This is a genomic window from Paenibacillus sp. FSL H3-0469 (assembly GCF_038051945.1).
GTDB lineage: Bacteria > Bacillota > Bacilli > Paenibacillales > Paenibacillaceae > Paenibacillus_AQ.
Genome location: NZ_CP150302.1, coordinates 4,983,177 through 5,005,106 on the forward strand (window position 1 = coordinate 4,983,177; position 21,930 = coordinate 5,005,106).

Sequence of the window (21,930 nt, forward strand, 5' to 3'; positions counted from 1 at the left end):
ATGCGGACTTTTCTGCGAATGATCTCGGCGGAATGCCTGAAGATAGCCGGATTCCGTACTTGGCTGTTGATTCTGCTCAGTCCGCTGGTCTCCCTCCCGATTGGTGCGCTTTCGGACATGCGGGAAAATCAGACAATTACCTGGCAGGTTCTACTGAGTACGATGTCAACGATACATGCGCTGCTGTTTCTTCCGGTGCTCTCAGGACTTTTCGCTGCCTTAATCTGCCGCAATGAGCATAGTGACGGCGGCTGGAAGCAGCTCCTGGCACTCCCGGTGACGCGGACTTCTGTATACTTTGCCAAATATGTATTGATTATAGCGCTGCTTGGTGCGGTGCAGCTGCTGTTTGTTGGAGGGGTTCTGGGGGTCGGATGGTATCGGGGCGCAGAAGGTGGAGTACCCTGGGAACTGCTGCTGAGCAGTCTGTTCGGTGGCTGGTTTGCCTGCCTGCCGCTGGCTGCCCTGCAACTGGCGATATCCCAGGGCTGGAGCAGCTTCGGCGCTCCGCTGGCGCTTAATGTTTGCTTCACCATTCCCAATATACTGATTGCCAATTCCTCCACCTACGGCCCATATTATCCATGGGTACAACCGATGCTGGCCATGTCCCCCTTCGGCGAAGAGCGGTTCGGCGCTTTTAACCTGCCGCTGGAGAGCCTGATGATTGTCGTGGCGGGGAGCCTGCTTCTGTTCCTGGGTGCTGGCTTGATAGCCTTTTGGCGTAAGGCGGTATAAGGTTAGCAGGTATCGGAATGCGGCTGGCGTGAAATGAATGCTCGAAGCGAACCCGAACGCAAGGCTATACACCGCCGCATGTTTGAATGAATTCCTTTGCACATTTCCCTTCTCCATGGACATTGGACGCCATTTTTTCTATAATTAATCGTAGAAGATACTATTAAGCGCCGGTGATGCCGGATGAGCATATGGAGGAGGGCGGGAGCATGGAACCAGCGGCACTTGAAGAATGCGACAACACCTGTAATGGTTCCGAACTGGAACCGGAATCTATGGCCTTGATTCTGCCGGACCGTGAGATTACAGATAAGATGGCAGAAATGTTCAAGGCACTGGGTGATCCGACAAGAGTTCGGCTGATCTACGCGTTATCCCAGCAGGAGCTATGTGTGCATGACTTGTCCTCCATACTGGATATGGGACAGTCGGCAGTCTCCCATCAGCTCCGCTATCTGCGGAACCTGCGGATTGTGAAGCGCCGCAAGGAAGGCAAGACCGTATATTATTCGCTGAACGATGCACATGTGGAGCAGATCTTCCTGCAGACTCATGAGCATATCCGGCATGAATAGATTGTCCTGATAGGAAAAGGGCTGTCCCAACGCCAGGTAGTGGCTTGGGGCAGCCCTTTTATATTATGATGTGCGATAAACCAAATGTAGGTGGAAAACAGCATACATTTGGTGGTCGTGAGGGCAAGTGGTTCGAATATATGTGGAAAACAGCATACAAGTGGTGGTCGTGAGGACAAGTGGCCCGAATGTATGTGGAAAACAGCATACAATCGGTCGTTGTGAGGGCAAGTGGCCGAATGTATGTGGAAAACAGCATACAATCGGCAGGCCTACAGAATCGTTCCTCGGACTCCCACAAAATTCCTCGGACTCTATCAGAACCCCTCGGACTCCCTCATTCTCCCTTACCTGCATACCACCTCTTCCTCAAACCGGAAGGTGGCCATGCTTCACAGCAGAATTCTCAATTTGCAATGTGGAGTGCTGGATGCCGAAATTCTCTTCCACTAATTGAAGTGCCTGCTGCAGCACCTGCTCCGTATTCATCCCGTCTCTGATCAGCAGATGACCGCTGAGAGCATCCAGGCCGGAGGTGATGGTCCAGATATGCAGGTCATGCACATCCTGAACCCCTTCAATTTGTAGTAGCGCCTTCTTGACCTCTTCGGCATTCACGCTAAGCGGAGTTCCTTCCATAAGGATATGGAAGGCCTGCTTGATGACGCCCCAGGCGCTGCGCAGAATCAGCAGGGCGACCAGCACACTGATGATAGGATCTGCGACATACCAGGAGAACAGGTTCATGATCAGGCCAGCCGCCAGCGCGCCGACGGAGCCGAGAGCATCACTGATGACATGCAGGTAAGCGCTGCGGATATTGATATTGTCTTTAGCCCCGCTTTTGCGCATCAGTGACCACGCGCTGACGAGATTGGCCAGCAATCCGACACTGGCAATCAGCATCATCGTTCCGCTGGCTACCGCCGGAGGGGCGGAGAAGCGCTGGAAAGCTTCATACATAATGAATCCGGCAATGACGAACAGGGTTACCCCGTTGAACAAGGCTGCCATAATCTCGAACCGGTGGAAGCCGTAGGAGTTCTTGGCGGATGCCGGCTTCACCGCGATAATCATTGCCACAAGACTAAGGGCAAGGGACGCGGTGTCGCTGAGCATATGCCCCGAGTCAGACAAGAGAGCCAGGCTCCCGGTGAACAGGCCGCCGAAGAATTCAAGGAACATAATGCCGCCGGTGATGATTAAGGCGATCAGCAGGCCCTTTTTATTATCCGGTGCGTGGGAATGTGAATGGGAGTGGGAATGTGAATGCCCTTCAGAGTGCGAATGAGCGTGTGAATCGCTGTGCGTATGCTCTGCATTCTCATGACCGGCGTGCTCCGATCCACTGCTGTTCGAAGCTGTTACATTCTGATGCTGTCCAGAAGGTATAACGTTGTTCATTTTGGAATTGTTCATTAGATAGGACCTCTTTTCAGTTAACATATGAATGATTGCTCATATGTTAATATTATGTCGTCTGCAATTAAATTACAAGCTTTTCTTATTTTTATTTTGCCACAATCTGTGGGCTGAATGCATTGACACTGTATGTTTCAGGAGAATATAATAGGTGTAAGTTAACATATGAACAAATACTCATATATAGGGACGATCAAGGGAGATGAGTCATTTGAGTACGGTAGAAGACAATGTGAAGCGGAAATGGGTACTGGATGGGCTGGACTGCGCGAACTGCGCAATGAAAATCGAGAATAAGGTCAAGAAGATTGAAGGTGTGTCCTCCTGCACCGTCAACTTCGCCACCAAGACCATGACACTGGAGACAACGGCTGCTGCTGCGGATGAGATCGCCGGGCAGGCTGAGCAGACGGTAACCAAACTGGAGCCGCATGTGAAGCCGCGGGCGGTTCAAGCTTCGCGGGCTGTTAAGAAGCCCTTGTCTGCGGAGGGTGCAGCTCAGGTGCGCGGCGTAGCGGTTCAAGGACAGGGCCATGTTCATAACCACGGCGAACCGCACGGTCATGAGCATACCCACGGGGAAGGGCATTCCCATGAAGACGGGCACAAGCATTCACATGCTGCTGAGCACAGCCACAGTCATGAGGATTCCCATGGCCACGGACACAGCCACGAGCATGGGGAGGGCGATACGCGCCGCATCCTGATGCGGCTGGGCGGCGGTGCCATTCTGGCTGCTGCCGGGATGTTCCTGCCGGTCAGCGGGATCACCGAGCTGCTGATTTTCCTGGCAGCCTATCTGATTGTCGGCGGTGAGGTTGTCTTCTCCGCTGCCCGGAATATTGTAAGAGGCCAGGTGTTCGATGAGAACTTCCTGATGGCCCTTGCGACCATCGGTGCCTTCGCTATCGGCGAATATCCTGAAGGCGTTGCGGTTATGCTCTTCTATCAGGTAGGAGAGCTGTTCCAGGGTATGGCTGTGAACCGTTCACGCCGTTCGATTACAGCGCTCATGGATATCCGGCCGGAGTTCGCCTATCTGAAGGAAGGCAATAATCTGCGCAAGGTGTCCCCCGAAGAGGTTAGAGTAGGAGACAGCATCGTGGTTAAGCCCGGCGAGAAGGTTCCGCTGGACGGGATTATTCTTGAGGGCAGCGCGATGATGGATACCTCGGCGCTGACCGGAGAATCGGTTCCCCGCTCGACACAGCCGGGAAGCCAGGTGCTGAGCGGATTCATTAACCGCAATGGCGTGATTACCATTGAAGTGACTAAGGACTTCGGCGAATCCGCCGTCTCGCAGATTCTGGAGCTGGTGCAGAATGCTACGAATAACAAAGCGAAGACAGAGAACTTCATCACCAAATTCGCCCGTGCCTATACGCCGGTTGTAGTGATAACAGCGCTGCTGCTGGCAGTGGTTCCGCCGCTGGTGCTGAGCGGAGCCACCTTCTCGGACTGGATCTACCGTGCACTGGTCTTCCTTGTTATCTCTTGCCCTTGTGCGCTGGTCGTGTCGATTCCCCTCGGGTTCTTCGGCGGTATTGGGGCCGCGTCCAGAAACGGGATTCTGGTGAAGGGCAGCAACTATCTGGAAGCCTTGAATGATGTGAAGATCGTTGTGTTCGATAAGACAGGAACCTTGACCAAAGGCCAGTTCACGGTAACCGGCAATGTTCCGGCGGAAGGCTTCACAAGGCAGGAGCTGCTGCGGGTAGCGGCTTATGCAGAGAGCCATTCCAGCCATCCGATTGCGGAATCTATCCGTGCAGCCTATGGCGAAGCTATTCCTGGCGAAGCCATTACCGACTATAACGAAATCTCCGGCCACGGCATCGCCGTTACCGTGGAGGGGAAGGCAGTGCTGGCCGGGAATGCGCGGCTGATGGAGCGTGAAGGGATTGCCAGTGTAACCCCGCAGGAGTACGGGACGATCGTTCATATTGCGGTAGATAAGCGCTACGCAGGCTATCTCGTCATTGCAGATGAAGTGAAAGACGATTCCCTTAAGGCCATTCAGGCTCTGAATGCACTGGGAATCCACAAGACGGTTATGCTGACTGGTGACGCTGCTCCGGTAGCCGAGTCTGTCGGCAGACAGCTGGGCATTCAGGAGATCCATGCAGAGCTGCTGCCGGGAGATAAGGTCGCGGCGATTGAACAGCTGGAGCGGGAAAAGGGGCCGAAGGAGAAGATCATTTTTGTCGGGGACGGGATTAATGATACTCCGGTGCTGGCCAGAGCGGATGTCGGAATCGCCATGGGCGGACTTGGCTCGGATGCGGCCATCGAGGCTGCGGATATTGTAATTATGACGGATGAGCCTTCCAAAATCGCCTCAGCCATCGGCATCGCCAAGCGGACGCGGACCATTGTCTGGCAGAACATTGCTTTTGCGCTGGGAGTCAAAGCGGTCTTCCTGCTGCTGGGAGCATTCGGGATTGCCACCATGTGGGAGGCCGTATTCTCAGATGTCGGAGTCACTGTACTCGCTGTACTGAACAGTATGCGCGCCTTACAGCCGCCGAAGCCGGTATAATCTTGTGATAGGAATCGATAATGAAATAATTATGAAAAGTATAAGCCTTAATGATCCTAATTTTTGGGTCTTAAGGCTTATTTTTATTGCATGTATTATGCTTTTTGTCTATTTATGCCGATATATCAATATATATTTACAGCATATGGAAGACCACAATGGGTTTCTAGGGGGATTTTGCGGTGAATGAGGCAAGTGTACGGTCAAAATTGAAAATGAATGCAAAGAATGGAAAATCATTATCTCTGCAAAGCAAGTATTCGCTTGTTATTTTGGCAATTGCTATTGTACCTCTGCTTGGTGTCACGATTTTTTTCATGCAGTACTTCGGGGGTGTAACCAGAGACGACAGTGAAGAGCTCGCCCAGAATATTCTGGAGATGAATACCACACGGATCGTAGAGTGGCTGGATACGCGGACGTCTGCGGTTCAGGAGCTGATTGCGCAGCATCCTGAATTCGATACCGCAAGACCGGATACTATTTTTCCTGTGGTCAAGGTACTCGAAGAGAGCGATACTCAGTCTGAAGGCTACAGCGTCATTAACAAGCAAGGCATTCTGGCCAATTCCCTTAAGCTTACGGCGGATGTAGGGCAATCGGCATATTTCCTGCAGGCGAAGGAGAGTCTTGCTCCGGCGGTAGCGGAGATGTCTTATCTGGAACAGCTCAGCAAATATATTATCCCGGTATTCGTTCCGGTTGTGGACAAGGACAAGCAGTTTGGCGGCGGTATCGCCTTCTCGGTGACACCGGACATTCTGATGGAAATGGGCAAAAATATCCACGTGGGCGATACCGGCTACGGATACGTAATCTCGGGCAAGGGGGATTATTACGCCTACTCCGAGACCGAGCGGATCGGCAAGAATATCGCAGATTACGCGAAGACAACAGAGATGAAGCAGGCTGTAGAGCATATTCTCGGCAAGGAAGCAGGCTCGGAGGCCTATAAGGGAGAGGACGGCAAACAGGTGATTACCTATTTCCGTACCGTCCCGGGCACAGACTGGAAGCTGCTGATTACGGTTCCCAAAAGCGAGATTACCGCCAAAGTCACCTCAGCCCAGCGGATATCCATATTGTTCATTGTAATCATCATACTGGCGGTCATTGCCTTGGCCTTGTATCTGACCCGTCTGATTGTGAAGCCGATTGTGGCGATCTCCGGGGTGATGAAGAAAGTAGCGGACGGCCATCTCAGCGAGCGGGTGACCGTGCGCTCGGGTGATGAGATCGGCCAGATGAGCCAGAGCATTAATGATATGATCGGATCATTGTCCGGCATTGTAGGCAAAATCGATGCCACTGTAGCGCAGGTTGCTGTCTCGGCAGAAAGCGTACTGAATTACGCCAGTCAGACCTCGAATACGTCAGCGGAGATTGAGACTGTCGTCCAGGAAGTCGCTCAGGGAATGAGAGAGCAGTTCAAGGGCTCGGAGCAGGCGGCCAGAGCTACGGAGGAGATGGCGATCGGGCTGCAGCGGATTGCGGAATCCTCCGTCAATGTGTCCGACCAGGCAGAGACGGTCAGCACCGAGGTCGAGAATGGCTATGTGGAGATTCAATCCACGCTTAAGCAGATGACTGTCATTAGCGGCGCTGCGGAGGAGACTTCGGCTCTGATCAGCAATCTGAGCGGACAATCCGAACAGATTGGGCAGATTGTTGATGTAATCTCGGAAATCTCCAATCAGACGGGGCTGTTATCCCTCAATGCGTCGATTGAAGCGGCGAGAGCAGGCGAGCACGGGCGCGGGTTCGGCGTGGTGGCGAATGAAGTGAAGAAGCTGGCGGAGCGCACGAACAGTGCCATTGTGAACATTGTGGAGCTGATCCGTCAGATTCAGGAATCGACCAGAGCGGCCGAGGTCTCTATGGAGAAGAGCATTGCTGAGATCGGAGACGGGATGGGGAAAATGCAGAACGTAGGCACCTCCTTCGACCATATCCGTTCGTCCATCCGTGAGGTATCGGTTCAGATCCAGGACGTTTCTGCCGTTAATGAGCAGATGTCCGCCGGGACAGAGGAGATTACAGCCTCTATCTCCGATATGCTGATTATTGCCAGAGATTCTGCCGAGAGCGCCGAGATGGTGGCGGAGGCTTCTACCGAGCAGCGGAATCTGATGGGCCAGGTCGTCACCTCAGCCGAATCCCTCAACCAGTTAATGAGCGAATTGCGGAGCGAGATCGAGAAGTTTCAATAATATCGGTTAAAATTATCGCAAACACCCCTCAGCCGCACAGGTTACTGTGTGAAGCAGAGGGGTGTTTGCTGTATAGGCTGTGCTGTTAAGCTTAGTGCTGCTCCTCCAGCGTGAGGCTATCAATTCCCGCGCGGATGATGCTGCAGGAGGCGGTGAATTTGGCCATCTCCGTATCGCTGAGATTCAGCTCCAATAGTTCCTGAATGCCGTTGCTGCTAATAATGGCCGGCACTCCGGCACATACGCCGCTTTGTCCGTATTCCCCGTCCAGGATGGCGGAGACGGCGATGATTTTGTGCTCGTCATTCAGAATGGAGCGGGTGATATAGGCGAGCGCGCTGCCGATTCCGAAGTGAGTTGAGCCCTTGCGTGTAAAAATCTCCCAGCCGGCATCCTTCGTCTTGCGGGCGATATCCTCGAGGTCCAGGCTGCTGAAGCGCTCGCGGTGCTGCTCCATAATCTGCAGAATCGGCTTGCCGCCGATGGTTACATGGGACCAGGCCACAAACTGCGACTCTCCGTGCTCGCCAAGGGCGTAACCGTTGACGCTGCGCGGATCGATCGTGAACACCTCCGACAGCAGTGTCTTCAGCCGGGAAGAGTCAATGGAGGTGCCTGTGCCGATCACCCGGTGCCGCGGCAGGCCGGAGACCTGCCAGACCATATAAGTCACAATATCTACAGGGTTCGCAGCGACGACGAAGATACCATCGAAGCCGCCTGCCATAATCTCGGTGATGATCTCCCGGGTAATTGCAGCAGCGGCATCCAGTACATCCAGCCGGGTCTGCCCCGGCTTGGGATTGGCGCCTGCCGTCAGAATGACGACATCCATCCCCGCACAGTCGCTTGCGGTGCCGGCATAGACCTTGGTGCGTGTTCCGGTGAAGTCCATGCAGTGCGAGAGATCAAGCGCTTGTGCCATGGCGCGGTCGTAGGTGCGGTCGATCATCATGATCTCATCGCATACGGCTTGATTCACCATGGAATAGGCAACGCTTGAGCCGACCATGCCGGAGCCGACGATTGCTACTTTTCTCGATTTACTTTTCAATTGCCCCGTCCCCACTCTCTACAAGTATGGTACTATTCTAACCGATCTCATCGCAAGTTACCTGACATAGCACCGAAAATGCCCGCTGCCCCCGTCCGTTATTTAGCCACAATTCACATGGAAGGTAAGAGTATCAGGGTTCTTATGAACTATAATATGCAGCTGATGGGCATTTGGGAAGGCAGAAGGAAAGGGTGTCCCCGGCAGTCATCCCTAAGGCTGCCGGGGACACCCCCCCTTTTTTTTACATGAAATCAATGTCTTAACCCTCTTCGCGCCTAGACCCGGGGCTGCGGAATCTGCGGCTCGGCAGGCAACATTCCGGTATAGTGCTTATACATGAACAGTCTCCAGTGGAGGATCATGCCGAAGGCCAGAATGAAGAATAATCCGCCGGACTGCGGAACGGATACATACCGGTTGATGAACTCATGGAGCAGGGTGCGGACCAGCAGCAGTCCAAGCAGAATGAACGCGAAGCTCTTGGAGCGCTGGGCATAGATCAGCCCTTCACGTTCTTCGAACCGCGTACTGCGGATTAGCGGATAGGCAAAAATAAACCAGCCGACCAGGAAAGCCGCGGCCGCCCACCACCAGGGGAAGCGCACTTCCGGTACTACGAACATGGCGAAGCCGGTGGACATGCCAAGCGGCGGAATCCATATTTTGCGGATGGTTACCGGGCGGGCACTGGCCTTCATGCGGATGAAAATCACCATCAGCGCCATGAATACGGCCCCCAGCGTGGAGCCCACATGCAGAAGTGAGGGGTTGATGTTACCCATAATTCACTGTCCTCTCTGTGATTTCGGTCACTATTGTCTTCATTATAGCAGATAATGAACGGATTTCAGAATGAGATACACACAGCAAACCCGCCTGGGATCTAACCCCCGGCGGGTCTGCTTGCTAAGTATAGTTCAGCAGCTTCATCAAAGAATGCTGCCATAGAGCTTAAGAACGGCTACGTCCGCCAACCGAACGCAGAATCAGGCTTACGATAAAGATCAGAACCACGGCACCGATCAATGAAGGGAAGACATAGTAGTCGCTGACCTTAGGTCCCCAGCTTCCCAGCAGCATGCCGCCCAGCCATGAACCGAGAATACCAGCGATAATGTTGCCAATAACTCCGCCCGGAATGTCCCGACCCATAATCAACCCGGCCAGCCAACCAATTACGCCACCAACAATCAACATCCATAGTAAACTCATTTACTTTCAGCTCCTTTTGTGTTTGTTGTCTTCGATGGTTACTATTAACCTCATGCTCAGCGTTTAAACCAGTGTTAAATTTTGCCGGCACACATTTATTTAGTATTCCAGTCTGTCCAATTTTATGCTGTTTAACCCTGATAAGGTTGCGGGTACATAAAGATGTTATAGTGAATTAATGGATGGCCCGCTGAGTAAGAATAGGGCTGTACAGGTTATATAAGATTATATACTTTATAATAAAAAGGAGCCGCAGCCATGCACCAGCCAAATGAAGTATTATTCTATATTGGAACGTACAACAGTAAGGAGAAAGAGGCCATCCTGCTCGGTGCGCTGGATAAGGAGACCGGAGAAATGAGGCTTATGGGCGGTACCCGGGGGACCCGGAATCCTTCCTATCTGGCGGTCAATGCGGCACAGACTGCATTATATGCAGTGAGCGAGCAGGATGAGGGTGAGGTTCATGCCTATGCGATTGATCCCGGCAGCAAAGCTCTGCATCCGCTAGGCAGCAGAGCGACCGGAGGCGGCGCACCTTGTTATGTCTCGGTGGCTCCGCAGGGAGATTACATAGCCGTGTCTAACTATACGGGAGGCAATGTCAATGTGTTCCCGCTGAACCCGGACGGGTCCTTGCAGGAGATGTCTTCCCAGGTGAAGCATGAGGGCTCGGGAATCCGCAGCGACCGCCAAGAGGCGCCCCATCCTCATTCGGTGATCCCGGACAAGACGGGTGAACATGTGCTGGTCTGTGATCTTGGTCTTGACCAGATCGTGATCTACCGGGTGGAGGACGGAAAACTGGTCACTCACCGGGAGGTGGACCTTCCTCCAGGCTCAGGACCGCGCCATCTGGCGGTGCATCCTTCGCGGCAATGGATCTATCTGGTCAATGAACTAAATAACTCGGTCACCGTGTTCGCTAATGACGAGCTTCAAGGTAATCTGAAGCTCCTGCAGAGTATCAGCAGCCTTCCAGAGCACTATACGGCGGGAAGTGATGATACGGCTGCCGATATCCATGTATCGCCGTGCGGACGCTACCTCTACGTATCCAACCGGGGACATGACAGCATCGCACTATTCTATATCGATAAGGCTACAGGTCTGCTGGAAGCGGAGGACTGGGTGATCTCCGGAGGACGGACACCGCGCAACTTCGCTCTGATCGGCGGCATGCTGCTCGCCGCTAACCAGAACAGCGGCAATATTGCCTCCTTCCGCATAGACAGCGAGACCGGGCGGCTGATCCCTACCGGCAATGAGCTGGAAGTGCCGGCACCTGTCTGCCTTGTAGCCCTGGATTAACCAGCATAAGGACCGCTGTGCAGGAGCAGCAAAGCCCCCTGTCCGCAGTATGGCGGACAGGGGGCAATTTAGGCTGTTGTTATTTATTTTATAGATAGAATGATGTCCGGTTAATACACTCCTGTCAGCGGGTCCTCCCGCTCGTAGAAGCCGATGTCGTCCAGCATGATCTTGTCTTCTGAGCCTTGCAGATAAAAAGTGATATCAGTCAGACTATCCGGATCAAGCTCCGGTTCTTCCTCAAGGAACAGCTCGAAGGGCAGCTTGTACGTCTGGTAGACTGCTTCCGAAAGGTTGCTGAATTTGCCGTCACTGATCCGCTCCTCCAGCCACGGACTAAGCGTGAATTCAGTCTGCGGGAGCGGCAGAATATCCATCACCTCGTCCAGGGGGATTCTTGCGGCGGTGTCGTTGCTGTCAGTCAGCTCCACCTCCACATCCGGGGAGAGCCCAGCTTCCGGCAGCGGCCCGGCATCGCCGTCCTGGTTAGGATCGGAGTTATGGTTCGCCAGGGAGAAGGTGAGCCCCTCTACAGCTGGGGATTCCGCAAGCGTCCGGGTCAGCGTATCGCTGAGCCTAATGCTGTAAGCAGCCTCGGCGTCCGCAGACTCCTGCTCCGGGCTTGCGCTGCGCTCCAGCAGGATACCGTAAGAGGGCTTATTGTTCCGTTCACGGTCCTTCGCGGCCTCTTCGCTCCATTGAAGCCCCGTAGTCGCAGAGACGGTCCCGCCCTGAACGATGCCTCTGTTGCGGTCTTCATCATAGTCCGCTACCGTGATATAGGACCCGCTCTGGAAGCGGTTATAATAGGCGGTATCCGGCAGCCACCGGGCGCCGCTGCGGTAATCGCGGAACAATTGCCGGTACTCGGTTCTCCCGTGCAGCGTGTTCTCCAGGAAGGCAGAGACATAGACCTTGGCGATTCTCCGCTGCTCCTCCCCGTCCATGATCCGGGAACGCTTCAGGAACAGGCCGGTCGGCAGCGTCTGGTCATATAGCCCCCAGTCCGTATTGAACTGGCTATGGTTGGCATCGGCGATGTAGAGCGAGCTTTTGAAGCCGGGGGTATTGCCGGTGTAGGAAGAACGCATATATTGCCGGTCCCCGTAGAAATCATGCACATCGCCGTCACGGGCGCCCTGCAGTGTCAGATAGCTCACATCGGTTAGACGGGCCTGCTTGCTGTCGATCATTTTATCCGTAGGGGCCAGGGCAATGACCGAAGAGATATGGAACTGCTGAATAGCATCCAGAACCGGATCACTGCTGAACCAGCGTGATGCATCCGCAGCCATGGCTACAGCCTGGCCGCCCCGACTGTGGCCGAGCAGCGCAACAGAGTCATAATCTACCTTCTGATAGAAGGGAGTGCCGGGCTGCTCCGCGAAGCTGCCGATCTGCTGCAGATGCTTCAGAATCATCCAGGTCCGCGCTTTGAAGTCATTGTCCGGAATACCTGACCAGGCTGAATAATTCAGGAAATTCTCATCCAGGGTGACCGCGATGAAGCCCCGGCTGGCCAGTAATTCACCAAGATAGGCGTAGCCGCCCTCGGAGAAGTCCTCCATCATATGGTTGCCATGCACCATGAGCACCAGCGGATACGGCCCGTCCCCGTCCGGCATCCATACTCTGGCATTCAGCGGGAGGGAAGCGGGATCGAATCCCCAGAACAGAGTCCGCAGCACAGGCCAGGAAGAGATATACCGGGTAGCATCCACGGAAGCAGAGGTTAGCAGAACATCCTTGCTGTACTCCTTGCGTTGCAGATCCTTGCCGCTTCCATAGGTGAAGCTGTGGAATGTATAGCCGCCCGGCTGTGCGGGATCATCTGCAAGTAAGGGAAGCACCTGTCCGTCCGCCGCCAGACTCTGAAGCGAGGGTACCGGTACCGGACTGCTCCCCGTCCCAGAGCCATAGGCCAGTGCGAAGGGGGAGAGGAGGAGTGCCGCTGCCAGCAGACTGCCGCTGAGCATTCTGCGGGTCCGCAGCAGGCCGGCCGCAAGTCCCCCTAACCCGAAGGCCAAGGCTGCGATACAGGCGATAACGGCTGCAGCTTCAAGCTCCAGATCGGAAAAATATAAGATTAGCAATACAGTCCCATAGGTGCTGAGCAAAGAGCCTGCGAACAGATGCGGAAACCGCAGTCCGGTTAGAGAGAGCAGCACAGCCAGCAGATTGCTGGCCAGCGCCATAACAAGCGTTCCTGCGCCAACTGCCAGCATAATATCTGCTGCGCTTCCGAGTCCGGTAGGAATACCCATAATAACTATAGAAAAAGCCAGAATGCATAGCGTCCAAGGGCCGCTGAGCGCAGTCCTCCATAAATTAGTATCATACCTGTACGTTTCCAGAATGCGTCTGCCCAGTTCTTTGAGTACGCGCCTGTGCAGCCGCGGTCCCTGCGGCGCGGGGCCATACTCCAAATCCATTCCCATGATTATTTCCCCCGGTGCTTTTTTCACTCTATTTTTTCACTCTATTAGATGTAAGCAATGATATTACTTTGGGGCAGCAATAACAAGTGGAGCTTACAGGAACGGGCGCCACTTCCTGCCCGGGGCCCGTCGATCGACGTCTTTCATTCAAAGTGAAAAAAAGGTTTGACAGCGCGGAAGGTGTTCAGTATTATATCTGTATAACCTACTAAATGGGTAGGAATAATCAAATAAGTTCTTACCGTACAGACGGAGGAACGCCTGCTTCAGGCTCGCAGATACGTGTCTACAAGACCGGTTTGACTTGCCGCAAGCGGGCTTTCCTGCGTCTGTTGCTTGTTACAAGACTATTATGGGGGAGTGGGCTAAGATGACAAAAGGGATCAAGAAGGGGCTTCTAGCCGGGTTTGCATTGATATTGACGGCAGGGCTTACAGCTTGCGGGAACAGTAATGCAGGGAATAGTGCGGGTGCAGGAACGGCGGCCCCGGCCGCGGCAGAAGCGGCTGCGAATGCATCTTCCGCACCGGAAGCCACCCAGACACAGGCCAAAGATCCGGTCGAGCTGCTGAATGTATCCTACGATCCAACGCGTGAGCTGTATGAGAACTACAACAAGGCCTTCGCCGCCTATTGGGAGCAGGAGACCGGCCAGAAGGTAACCGTCAAGCAATCGCATGGCGGATCGGGCAAGCAGAGCCGGGCTGTGCTGGATGGCCTGGAGGCAGATGTCGTTACGCTGGCGCTTGGATATGACATTGATGCGCTTCAGGAGGCTGGGCTGATCGGCGCGGACTGGCAGAGTAAATATGAGCATAACAGCTCCCCGTATACCTCCACCATCGTCTTCCTGGTCCGCAAAGGCAACCCGAAAGGCATCAAGGACTGGCCCGATCTGCTGAAGGAGGGCGTAGAGGTCATCACTCCTAACCCCAAGACCTCCGGCGGTGCCCGCTGGAACTACCTGGCTGCCTGGGGCTATGCGCTGGACCACAATAATAATGATGAAGCCAAGGCCCAGGAATTCGTGCAAAAGCTGTTCAAGAATGTACCTGTCCTGGATACCGGAGCGCGCGGCTCGACCACTACCTTCGTGGAACGCGGCATCGGAGATGTGCTGATTGCCTGGGAGAATGAGGCGTATCTGTCCATCAAGGAGCTGGGTCCGGACAAATTCGAGATTGTGAATCCGTCAGAGAGTATTCTGGCTGAGCCGCCGGTTGCAGTGGTGGATAAGGTGGCCGATAAAAGAGGAACGCGCGAGGTAGCAGATGCCTACCTGAAATATCTCTACACCGAGGAAGGCCAGAAGATTGCTGCCGAGAACTATTACCGTCCGACCCTGGATAGCGTGAAGGCCGAGTTCAAGGATCAATTCCCGGAGATCAAGCTGTTCACCTTGGCGGATAAATTCGGAACCTGGAAGGAGACCCAGGCGAAGCACTTCAATGACGGCGGGATTTTCGACAAAATCTACGTGCCGGGCAGCTGATAGCGGAGTTTTGAAAGGATGAATGGGCACATGAATGTCACGACCAAAGCTGCTGCAAGGACGGTACGGCGCAGGCTGCTGCCGGGGTTCGGGATTACAATGGGGTTCAGCGTACTCTATCTGAGTCTTGTGGTCCTGCTGCCGCTGTCCGCACTGCTCTTCAATTCAACGGGGCTGAGCTGGGCCAAGTTCTGGGATGTGGCTACGGATGCCCGCGTCCTGGCCTCCTACCGTGTCAGTCTGAGTACGGCGGGCGCTGCGGCCTTGATCAATGTATTTCTGGGACTGCTGCTGGCCTGGGTGCTGGTGCGGTATGAATTCCCCGGTAAAAGAATCTTCGACGCCCTGATCGACCTGCCGTTCGCGCTCCCTACAGCCGTAGCGGGCGTATCGCTGACCGCCCTCTATTCCCAGAACGGCTGGATCGGCTCCCTGCTAACCCCGCTGGGGTTCAAGGTAGCCTTCACCCCGCTAGGCATCACGCTGGCGCTGATGTTCATCGGCATTCCCTTTGTCGTCCGCACAGTGCAGCCGGTGCTGGAGGATCTGGAGCGGGACATGGAGGAAGCCGCTGCTACGCTGGGGGCAGGACGCGGGCGCACCTTCCTGCGGATTGTCCTGCCGGAGCTGCTCCCCCCGCTGCTTACGGGCTTCGCCCTGGCGTTCGCCCGGGGCATCGGCGAGTACGGCTCTGTCGTGTTCATCTCCGGCAATATGCCGATGCGCACCGAGATTGCCCCGCTGCTGATCATGTCCAAGCTGGAGCAGTTCGATTACGCCGGAGCGACCGCTGTAGCCCTGATTCTGCTGCTGCTCTCCTTCCTGATGCTGCTGGTCATCAACAGCCTTCAGCACTGGGCGCGGAGGAGCTCCCGATGAGGGAGGGCGAGTTTTATTGCGAAGTTAATCAATGAAGTAGGGCTTCATAAAACTTTAGGAGGAATAAATATGGCCGATACGGTTCCCTTGCATGTCCCCGGGCCGCGAACGGGCGTATCATCGCCCGCGGCAACAGAGTCACCGGCGGTTAAATGGGTGCTCATCTCCCTGGCCGGGCTGGTTCTGCTCTGGCTGATTGCGCTGCCGCTGATCATTGTGCTGGTGGAGTCGCTGAAGCGGGGGCTGGATGTCTACTGGGCTGCATTGACCGACCCGGACGCCGCCTCGGCGCTGAAGCTGACGCTGCTGGTCGCTGCGATTACAGTTCCGCTGAATACGGTCTTTGGGGTAACGGCGGCGTGGGCGGTGACCAAGTTCCGTTTTCGCGGCAAGGGATTTCTGATTACGCTAATCGATCTGCCTTTTGCCGTATCCCCGGTAATTGGCGGGCTGATCTTCATTCTGGTGTTCGGCTCACACGGCTGGTTCGGCCCCTGGCTCAGCGACCATGATATCAAAATCGTCTTCGCCCTGCCGGGCATCGTGCTGGCTACGCTGTTTATCACGTTCCCGTTCGTAGCCCGCGAGCTGATTCCGCTGATGGAGGAGCAGGGCACACAGGAGGAGGAGGCTGCGATTACGCTCGGTGCGCACGGGTGGCAGATCTTCTGGCGCGTAACGCTGCCGAATATTAAGTGGGGCCTGCTCTACGGCATTATTCTCTGTAATGCACGGGCCATGGGCGAGTTCGGAGCCGTATCCGTAGTGTCCGGGCATATCCGCGGGGAGACGAATACGTTGCCGCTGCATGTCGAAATTTTGTACAACGAATATCAGTTTTCGGCATCCTTCGCGGTGGCTTCTCTGCTGCTCCTGCTGGCACTGGTGACGATGATTGTAAAAAGCGTACTTGTACGCAAAAATGCTCATTGACAGCTATTGGGAGCCGTGCTAAGTTAATTCATAGTATACAAGGTGGTAATAACGGAATTTAGGCAGAGTTACTTCCCTAACCGGGAAAGGGAGGCTTGCGAATGGCGAAACCACTGAAGGTGGATGAGGTATGGCTTGCGCGGATAACGGAACTTCTCGACGATATGGAATTCGGCTCCTTGCACATCGTAGTGCATGAAGGTCAAATCGTACAGATGGAGCGCACGGAGCGCAAACGTTTCGAGAACAGCACAGCAAATTCACGTGGTAGTGGAGAGACCGGAAGCCGGCGGACCGATACCCGTACTGGAGGACGAGGATAATACAGAAAGACCTTCCATTGGGCAACCAATCGAAGGTCTTTTAGGTTTAACTGTCAGTAACGCGGATTGCGCCGTGCTCCGCTCAGCCCTTCTACGAGCAGAATGATAGCGGTAATGGCATGCATCACCCAGCCGACGAAAGGAATCAAGGCCACCACCGAAGTAACTACGCCCACTGCATTTCCGATAATCGGACCGCGCTCTCTCAGCAGAATGATTATGGCTACGGCATGCAGCAGAAAAGCGATTCCGAGCGGCGCCCAGGCATTTGCTACCACAAAGCTTCCCCCGATAATCGGCAGCGCCAGAAAAGCCTCATAAGCGAAAGTTCCCCATTTAAACAGTTTCCCTGTAGGAGACATAATTACTTCACCAACCTTCCAAAATAGTAGTGTTGCTTGTCTATCCACAGTTTACCCAAGGATACGGGGTAAGAATAACCTGCCCGTCCGCAGAGAGCAAGTTCTGTGTTTTGAATTATTGTACGCTGGAGGAGGCGGGGCGTTTCAATTTTGAACAAATACATATATATTGGTATCAGTATGGCAGCGGGGCTGTGTGTAGATTGCAGGGTACAGGAGGAGTAATATGACAAATTCAGTACAGGCGGAGATCCGGCAGGAGCTGCCCTCAGTTGAGGATTATCTGGCGCTGCGGCAGGAAGCCGGGCTTAGTCCGATGAGCATAGAGGGGGCGTCTGCCGGGCTGCCTAACTCCGCTTTTGCGGTGACCGTATATGCAGGAGAGCTGCTGGTGGGCATGGGCAGGGTTATTGGGGACGGGGGATGTTTTTTTCAAGTGACGGATATTGCGGTGAAGCCTTCCTTCCAGGGACAAGGTCTCGGAAAAAGCATCATGCGGGAAATCCGCGCGTTCCTGGACAGCGTTCCGGAGAAGGCGTATATCAGTCTCATCGCTGACGGGGAAGCGGCAAAGTTGTATGCCAAATACGGGTTCACGCCGGTGATGCCTGCTTCACAGGGAATGTTCCTGCGGCGATAAATAGGGTGAATTCGTGTAAAGATAAAGGATAGCAAATTAGGAAAGTGAGGCAGCGGGAGAATGGATATTGTAGTGTTTGGAGCATCGGGCAGAGTTGGAAGTGCCATCGTACAGGAAGCGTTAAAAAGAAAACACGAGGTCACGGCTGCGGTACGCAGACCGGAAGCCTTCGGCCTTCAGCATGAGCGGCTGCAGGTAGTGGCTGCTGATCTGCTGGACCCGGCCTCGGTAACGGCAGCGGTGCGCGGGCATGAAGAGGTAATCAGTGCGTTCGGCCCGGCGGCGGGGCATGAGAATGATCTGCTGCGGGCAGCGGATTCATTGCTGGAAGGGATGCGGGCGGCTGGGCTTGAGCGTCTGATCATTGTCGGCGGAGCGGGCAGTCTGAAGACGGAATCGGGAGAATGGCTGATGGACACCGCCGGATTCCCGGAGGACTACCGCGCGCTGGCTTCGGCTCATGCCAATGCCTATGAGATCTATAGAGGATCAGAGCTGGATTACACGTATCTTAGTCCGCCTGCCGCTCTGATAGACGGGAGCCGCACCGGCCAGTTCCGTATCGGCCTCGACCGGCTGATTGTAGATGAAGACGGCCGGAGCGGCATCAGCATCCAGGATTTCGCTGTGGCGGTCATCGATGAGCTGGAGGAAGGCAATTTCAGCAGAGCCAGGTTTACTGTAGGGTATTGATAGGGAGATTGTACTGATCGTAGGGTGAGGATTTGCGCGCAGTGCTTGGGGGGCGCGTGTGCGTGTGGACGGAGGAGGACGCGGGAGAGGAAGAGGAGAGGGCAAAGGTAGTGGCAGAGGCAACTGCAGAGGCAACTGCAGAGGCAACTGCAGAGGTGAAAAGGGCAAGGGTAGTGGCTGAGGCGGAAACTGCAAAAGTAGCGGCAGGTTTAATCGCACTCTGTACAACTAAAACAGCTGATTTTACAAGGATTCTGCGTTTAGTTGTAGTTTGTACATTTAAAAATCCCATTGAGCTGGGATTCTCCCCAATCGGGCAGATTTAGTTGTACAAACTACAACTGGAAGAGGCAGGCTGTGCTTTTGAGTGTTTTTAGGTGTATGGAATGCAACTAAGGAATGCAAGTATGCTTAAGGTCCTCTTCGTAGCGGGAGGACTTTTTGCTGTTTAAGCAGATTGTTACTCGTCACTGATTGGCCGCCATGAGCTGCCTTAGTTATTTGCTTGCTGAAACGGGACTTAGTACAATCGAAGCAACTATGAAGGAGGTCTGACCCATGGATGTAGTGACAGCGGAGGAGATGCGGGAACTTGACCGCGACACGATTGAGCGGCTGGGCATTCCGGCCATCGCCCTGATGGAAAATGCCGGACGGGCCATTGCCGAGGAGGTCATCGCCCTGTGCCGCCGCCGGGCAAGCGTAGCTAGTGTGGCTGGTGGCGGGGCGTGGTGGGATGGAGCGGTTGGTGGTGGAGTACGGAGTAATGAAGCGGGAGTTACAGGTGGTGAAGTACCCGGAGATGGAATGAGGGCTGATGGTGCGCGGAGAAACGGAGCGGTAATACCAGATGGCGGAATGCGGTGGGACGGAACGGGAGCTATTGTTGATGGTGCGCGGAGTGATGGGTTAGACACGGCTGGAGATGGTGCGCGGAGAAACGGAGCGGTAATGCCAGGTGGTGGAATGCGGTGGGACGGAACGGCATCAACTGATGGCGTAGCATATGCGTCAAGCGGGTGCGGTGCCCCAGGCTTCGGCGCTGGCGCTGCGGGCTTCTCCGTCAGCGGCGATGCAGCGCTGACGCTTGCCGGTGCCGGTGGAGAGCATTGGCTCGTCCTCGCCGGCAAGGGCAACAATGGCGGCGATGGCCTCGCCGCCGCCCGGCACCTGCGAGAGGCCGGCATCGCCGTCACGCTGGTGTACGCGGCCGCGCCGGAGTCGCTGGCCGGCGAAGCCGCGCTGCAGCGTGATGCCGCTGCAGCCATGGGCATTCCTGCCGTAGTCTGCGGCAGGGACGCCCTGGACCTTGCCGCATGCAGCGGCATCATAGATGCGCTGCTCGGCACAGGCAGCGCGGGAGCCCCGCGCGGTGCCTATGCGGAGCTGATTGCCGCTGCGAACGCCAGCGGCAGAGTCATTGTGTCCGCGGACATCCCCAGCGGGCTGGATGCGGACACGGGGGAGACGCATGAGCCCTGCATTCATGCGTCAGTGACCGTCTGCCTCGCGTTCCTGAAGCGGGGGCTGCTGCAATATCCCGGCGCGGAGGCTGCCGGGCGGGTCGTGGTCCGCTCCATCGGCATACCCGCTGCACTTGCCCGGGAGGGCGGCGTCAAGGTCAGCCTCCTGACGCCGGAAGTACTGACGGCGCGCCTGAAGGTTGACCTGGCGCGCCGCCGTTCGCCCGAGGGCCACAAGGGCACCTACGGGCATGTCCTGCTTGCAGCAGGAAGCCTGCGCATGAGCGGCGCAGGCCTGTTGTCTGCCCGCGCTGCGCTGCGTGCAGGCTGCGGGCTGGTAACCTGGGCGCTGCCGGAGAAGCTGCTGCCCTATGTGATCGGTTCTGTACCGGAGCTGATGCTGGCCCCGGTCACCGGTGGTGACGGGGAGTGGAACGCAGGTACGGCCGCTGAAGTGCTGCGGCTGAGTACCAGCCGCGATTGTACAGCCATCGGCCCCGGCCTGGGCCGCTTCGAAGGAGATACGGAGTGGCTCCGCAGACTGTGGGAGGAGACGGATGGTCCTATGGTTATCGATGCGGATGCGCTGAATATACTGGCAGATGCCGATTACCGGAGCTGGAGGCGCCGCCATCCGGTTATTCTGACCCCTCATCCGGGGGAGATGGCCCGTCTGGCGGGGATATCTACAGCAGAGGTGCAGCGGGACCGGATCGGGCTGGCATTGTCTTACGCAGTTCAGTATGGGGTAATCCTTGTACTCAAAGGAGCCCATACCGTAATAGCAACGCCTGAAGGGCAGGCCTATATTAACATCACCGGGCATCCCGGTATGGGCACCGGCGGTGCGGGGGATGTGTTGACGGGCATCATCTCCGGTCTGCTGGCCCAGGGTCTGGAGGCGGATCAGGCTGCTGCGTTTGGAGTCTATCTGCACGGGCTGGCCGGAGAACGCGCCGCCCGGAAGCGGGACCATCCTGCCGCCCTGATCGCCGGGGATATTATCGAAGCGCTGTAAGTGTAAGCAACGGCTTGAAGTCTCCAACCAACATCCCTTTAACAAATTCAAGCTCTTGCTCGCTTTGGCGCACGGCCCTGCTTCGAGGTCAAAGTCTATATTAGTTTGCTGTCTGCTTTAGCGGATAAGAGGTGGATTTTGTCCACCTGCTGTTGAGCGGATGAGCGCTGGCGGGACGTTAGTTGAATAAAAGGCACTTAATTTGGCGCATTTCACCCCAGGCGGAGAAACTAACTCTATTAGTTGTAGTTTTTCCACCTGCTTGCCTGTAATCGGCAGAAACGGATGAATTAAGACACATTTCTCCAATTGTTTGCTGCGGGCATACAATAGCGCGCGATGCGCCGGAGGATGGGAGTTAACACGCTGTGCTTGAGGAAGGTCACCGGGCCCAACGTATGCGAAAACCGAACACAATAGTCTGTGGTCTCCTCTTACTGAGCCAATCTATAAATTTAGAGGTTACTTTACTCCGCTAGCCGGGATACCAGCCTACTCAATGTTACAGCCCTAGCTGGTATACCAGCCCTCCGGCTATCCGAGCCTTACCCGCTCTCCAGCCTTACCCGCTCTCCAGCCTTACCCGCTATTCCAGCCCTGCCCAGTACCCGGCCTCCCCTGAAAC

At 55.3% G+C, this 21,930-nt stretch carries 19 protein-coding genes; 13 read left to right on the forward strand and 6 right to left on the reverse strand.

The features are described from left to right. Together NSS83_RS21995 and NSS83_RS22000 are read left to right on the forward strand one after the other, a co-directional pair. Positions 1–738, forward strand: a complete 738-nt coding sequence (locus NSS83_RS21995) for an ABC transporter permease (protein WP_341182865.1) — start codon at positions 1–3, stop codon at positions 736–738. A 209-nt stretch (positions 739–947) separates the two neighbouring features. After that, on the forward strand, positions 948–1,313 hold the full coding sequence (locus tag NSS83_RS22000; protein WP_036732785.1) for a metalloregulator ArsR/SmtB family transcription factor: 366 nt from the start codon (positions 948–950) through the stop codon (positions 1,311–1,313). Positions 1,314–1,682: 369 nt separating this feature from the next. Here NSS83_RS22000 and NSS83_RS22005 read toward each other — a convergent pair whose 3' ends face one another. After that, the gene (locus tag NSS83_RS22005) at positions 1,683–2,732 is read right to left on the reverse strand and encodes a cation diffusion facilitator family transporter (RefSeq protein ID WP_341346468.1); all 1,050 of its coding nucleotides are present in this window, start codon (positions 2,730–2,732) and stop codon (positions 1,683–1,685) included. 214 nt (positions 2,733–2,946) lie between these two features. Here NSS83_RS22005 and NSS83_RS22010 point away from each other — a divergent pair, with 214 nt between their 5' ends. Together NSS83_RS22010 and NSS83_RS22015 are read left to right on the forward strand one after the other, a co-directional pair. Then, positions 2,947–5,274, forward strand: coding sequence for a heavy metal translocating P-type ATPase (locus NSS83_RS22010; protein ID WP_341346469.1), 2,328 nt, complete (start codon positions 2,947–2,949; stop codon positions 5,272–5,274). 182 nt (positions 5,275–5,456) lie between these two features. Next, positions 5,457–7,484 carry a methyl-accepting chemotaxis protein gene (locus NSS83_RS22015; RefSeq protein WP_341346470.1) on the forward strand — a complete coding sequence of 676 codons (2,028 nt, stop codon included), beginning with the start codon at positions 5,457–5,459 and terminating at the stop codon, positions 7,482–7,484. A 91-nt stretch (positions 7,485–7,575) separates the two neighbouring features. Here NSS83_RS22015 and NSS83_RS22020 read toward each other — a convergent pair whose 3' ends face one another. The 3 genes from NSS83_RS22020 to NSS83_RS22030 all read right to left on the reverse strand — a co-directional run bounded on the left by NSS83_RS22020 (position 7,576) and on the right by NSS83_RS22030 (position 9,753). After that, complete coding sequence (locus NSS83_RS22020; protein ID WP_341182862.1) at positions 7,576–8,538, reverse strand: L-lactate dehydrogenase; 963 nt, start codon at positions 8,536–8,538, stop codon at positions 7,576–7,578. A 278-nt stretch (positions 8,539–8,816) separates the two neighbouring features. Next, positions 8,817–9,323: a cytochrome c biogenesis protein CcdC gene (locus tag NSS83_RS22025; protein ID WP_036702077.1), complete on the reverse strand. Its 507-nt coding sequence runs from the start codon at positions 9,321–9,323 to the stop codon at positions 8,817–8,819. 169 nt (positions 9,324–9,492) lie between these two features. Beyond that, positions 9,493–9,753: a GlsB/YeaQ/YmgE family stress response membrane protein gene (locus NSS83_RS22030; RefSeq protein ID WP_341182861.1), complete on the reverse strand. Its 261-nt coding sequence runs from the start codon at positions 9,751–9,753 to the stop codon at positions 9,493–9,495. A gap of 258 nt (positions 9,754–10,011) precedes the next feature. Here NSS83_RS22030 and NSS83_RS22035 point away from each other — a divergent pair, with 258 nt between their 5' ends. After that, entirely contained in the window at positions 10,012–11,064 is a 1,053-nt protein-coding gene (locus tag NSS83_RS22035) for a lactonase family protein (RefSeq protein ID WP_341182860.1), read from the forward strand. A 110-nt stretch (positions 11,065–11,174) separates the two neighbouring features. Here NSS83_RS22035 and NSS83_RS22040 read toward each other — a convergent pair whose 3' ends face one another. Beyond that, positions 11,175–13,502 (reverse strand): alpha/beta hydrolase, encoded by a 2,328-nt coding sequence (locus tag NSS83_RS22040; protein WP_341182859.1) that lies wholly within the window; start codon positions 13,500–13,502, stop codon positions 11,175–11,177. Between the two features lie 370 nt (positions 13,503–13,872). Here NSS83_RS22040 and NSS83_RS22045 point away from each other — a divergent pair, with 370 nt between their 5' ends. The 4 genes from NSS83_RS22045 to NSS83_RS22060 all read left to right on the forward strand — a co-directional run bounded on the left by NSS83_RS22045 (position 13,873) and on the right by NSS83_RS22060 (position 17,129). Next, complete coding sequence (locus NSS83_RS22045; protein ID WP_341346471.1) at positions 13,873–14,994, forward strand: sulfate ABC transporter substrate-binding protein; 1,122 nt, start codon at positions 13,873–13,875, stop codon at positions 14,992–14,994. A 30-nt stretch (positions 14,995–15,024) separates the two neighbouring features. Then, on the forward strand, positions 15,025–15,873 hold the full coding sequence (gene cysT, locus NSS83_RS22050) for a sulfate ABC transporter permease subunit CysT (RefSeq protein ID WP_341182857.1): 849 nt from the start codon (positions 15,025–15,027) through the stop codon (positions 15,871–15,873). Positions 15,874–15,942: 69 nt separating this feature from the next. Then, complete coding sequence (gene cysW / locus NSS83_RS22055) at positions 15,943–16,806, forward strand: sulfate ABC transporter permease subunit CysW (RefSeq protein WP_341346472.1); 864 nt, start codon at positions 15,943–15,945, stop codon at positions 16,804–16,806. 101 nt (positions 16,807–16,907) lie between these two features. After that, positions 16,908–17,129, forward strand: a complete 222-nt coding sequence (locus NSS83_RS22060; RefSeq protein ID WP_036702087.1) for a YezD family protein — start codon at positions 16,908–16,910, stop codon at positions 17,127–17,129. A 53-nt stretch (positions 17,130–17,182) separates the two neighbouring features. On the opposite strand, the gene NSS83_RS22065 is transcribed toward NSS83_RS22060, so the two are convergent. Then, entirely contained in the window at positions 17,183–17,491 is a 309-nt protein-coding gene (locus NSS83_RS22065; protein WP_341346473.1) for a hypothetical protein, read from the reverse strand. A 226-nt stretch (positions 17,492–17,717) separates the two neighbouring features. Between NSS83_RS22065 and NSS83_RS22070 the strand changes: the two genes are divergently transcribed. The 4 genes from NSS83_RS22070 (at position 17,718) to NSS83_RS22085 (ending at position 21,305) form a co-directional block, all read left to right on the forward strand. Further along, positions 17,718–18,131: a GNAT family N-acetyltransferase gene (locus tag NSS83_RS22070; RefSeq protein ID WP_341182854.1), complete on the forward strand. Its 414-nt coding sequence runs from the start codon at positions 17,718–17,720 to the stop codon at positions 18,129–18,131. 60 nt (positions 18,132–18,191) lie between these two features. Next, positions 18,192–18,824: an NAD(P)H-binding protein gene (locus NSS83_RS22075; RefSeq protein WP_341182853.1), complete on the forward strand. Its 633-nt coding sequence runs from the start codon at positions 18,192–18,194 to the stop codon at positions 18,822–18,824. Positions 18,825–18,886: 62 nt separating this feature from the next. Beyond that, a complete protein-coding gene (locus NSS83_RS22080) occupies positions 18,887–19,150 on the forward strand; it encodes a hypothetical protein (protein WP_341346474.1) in 264 nt (87 codons plus the stop codon). 232 nt (positions 19,151–19,382) lie between these two features. Then, positions 19,383–21,305: an NAD(P)H-hydrate dehydratase gene (locus tag NSS83_RS22085; RefSeq protein ID WP_341182851.1), complete on the forward strand. Its 1,923-nt coding sequence runs from the start codon at positions 19,383–19,385 to the stop codon at positions 21,303–21,305. Positions 21,306–21,930: the final 625 nt, after the last annotated feature.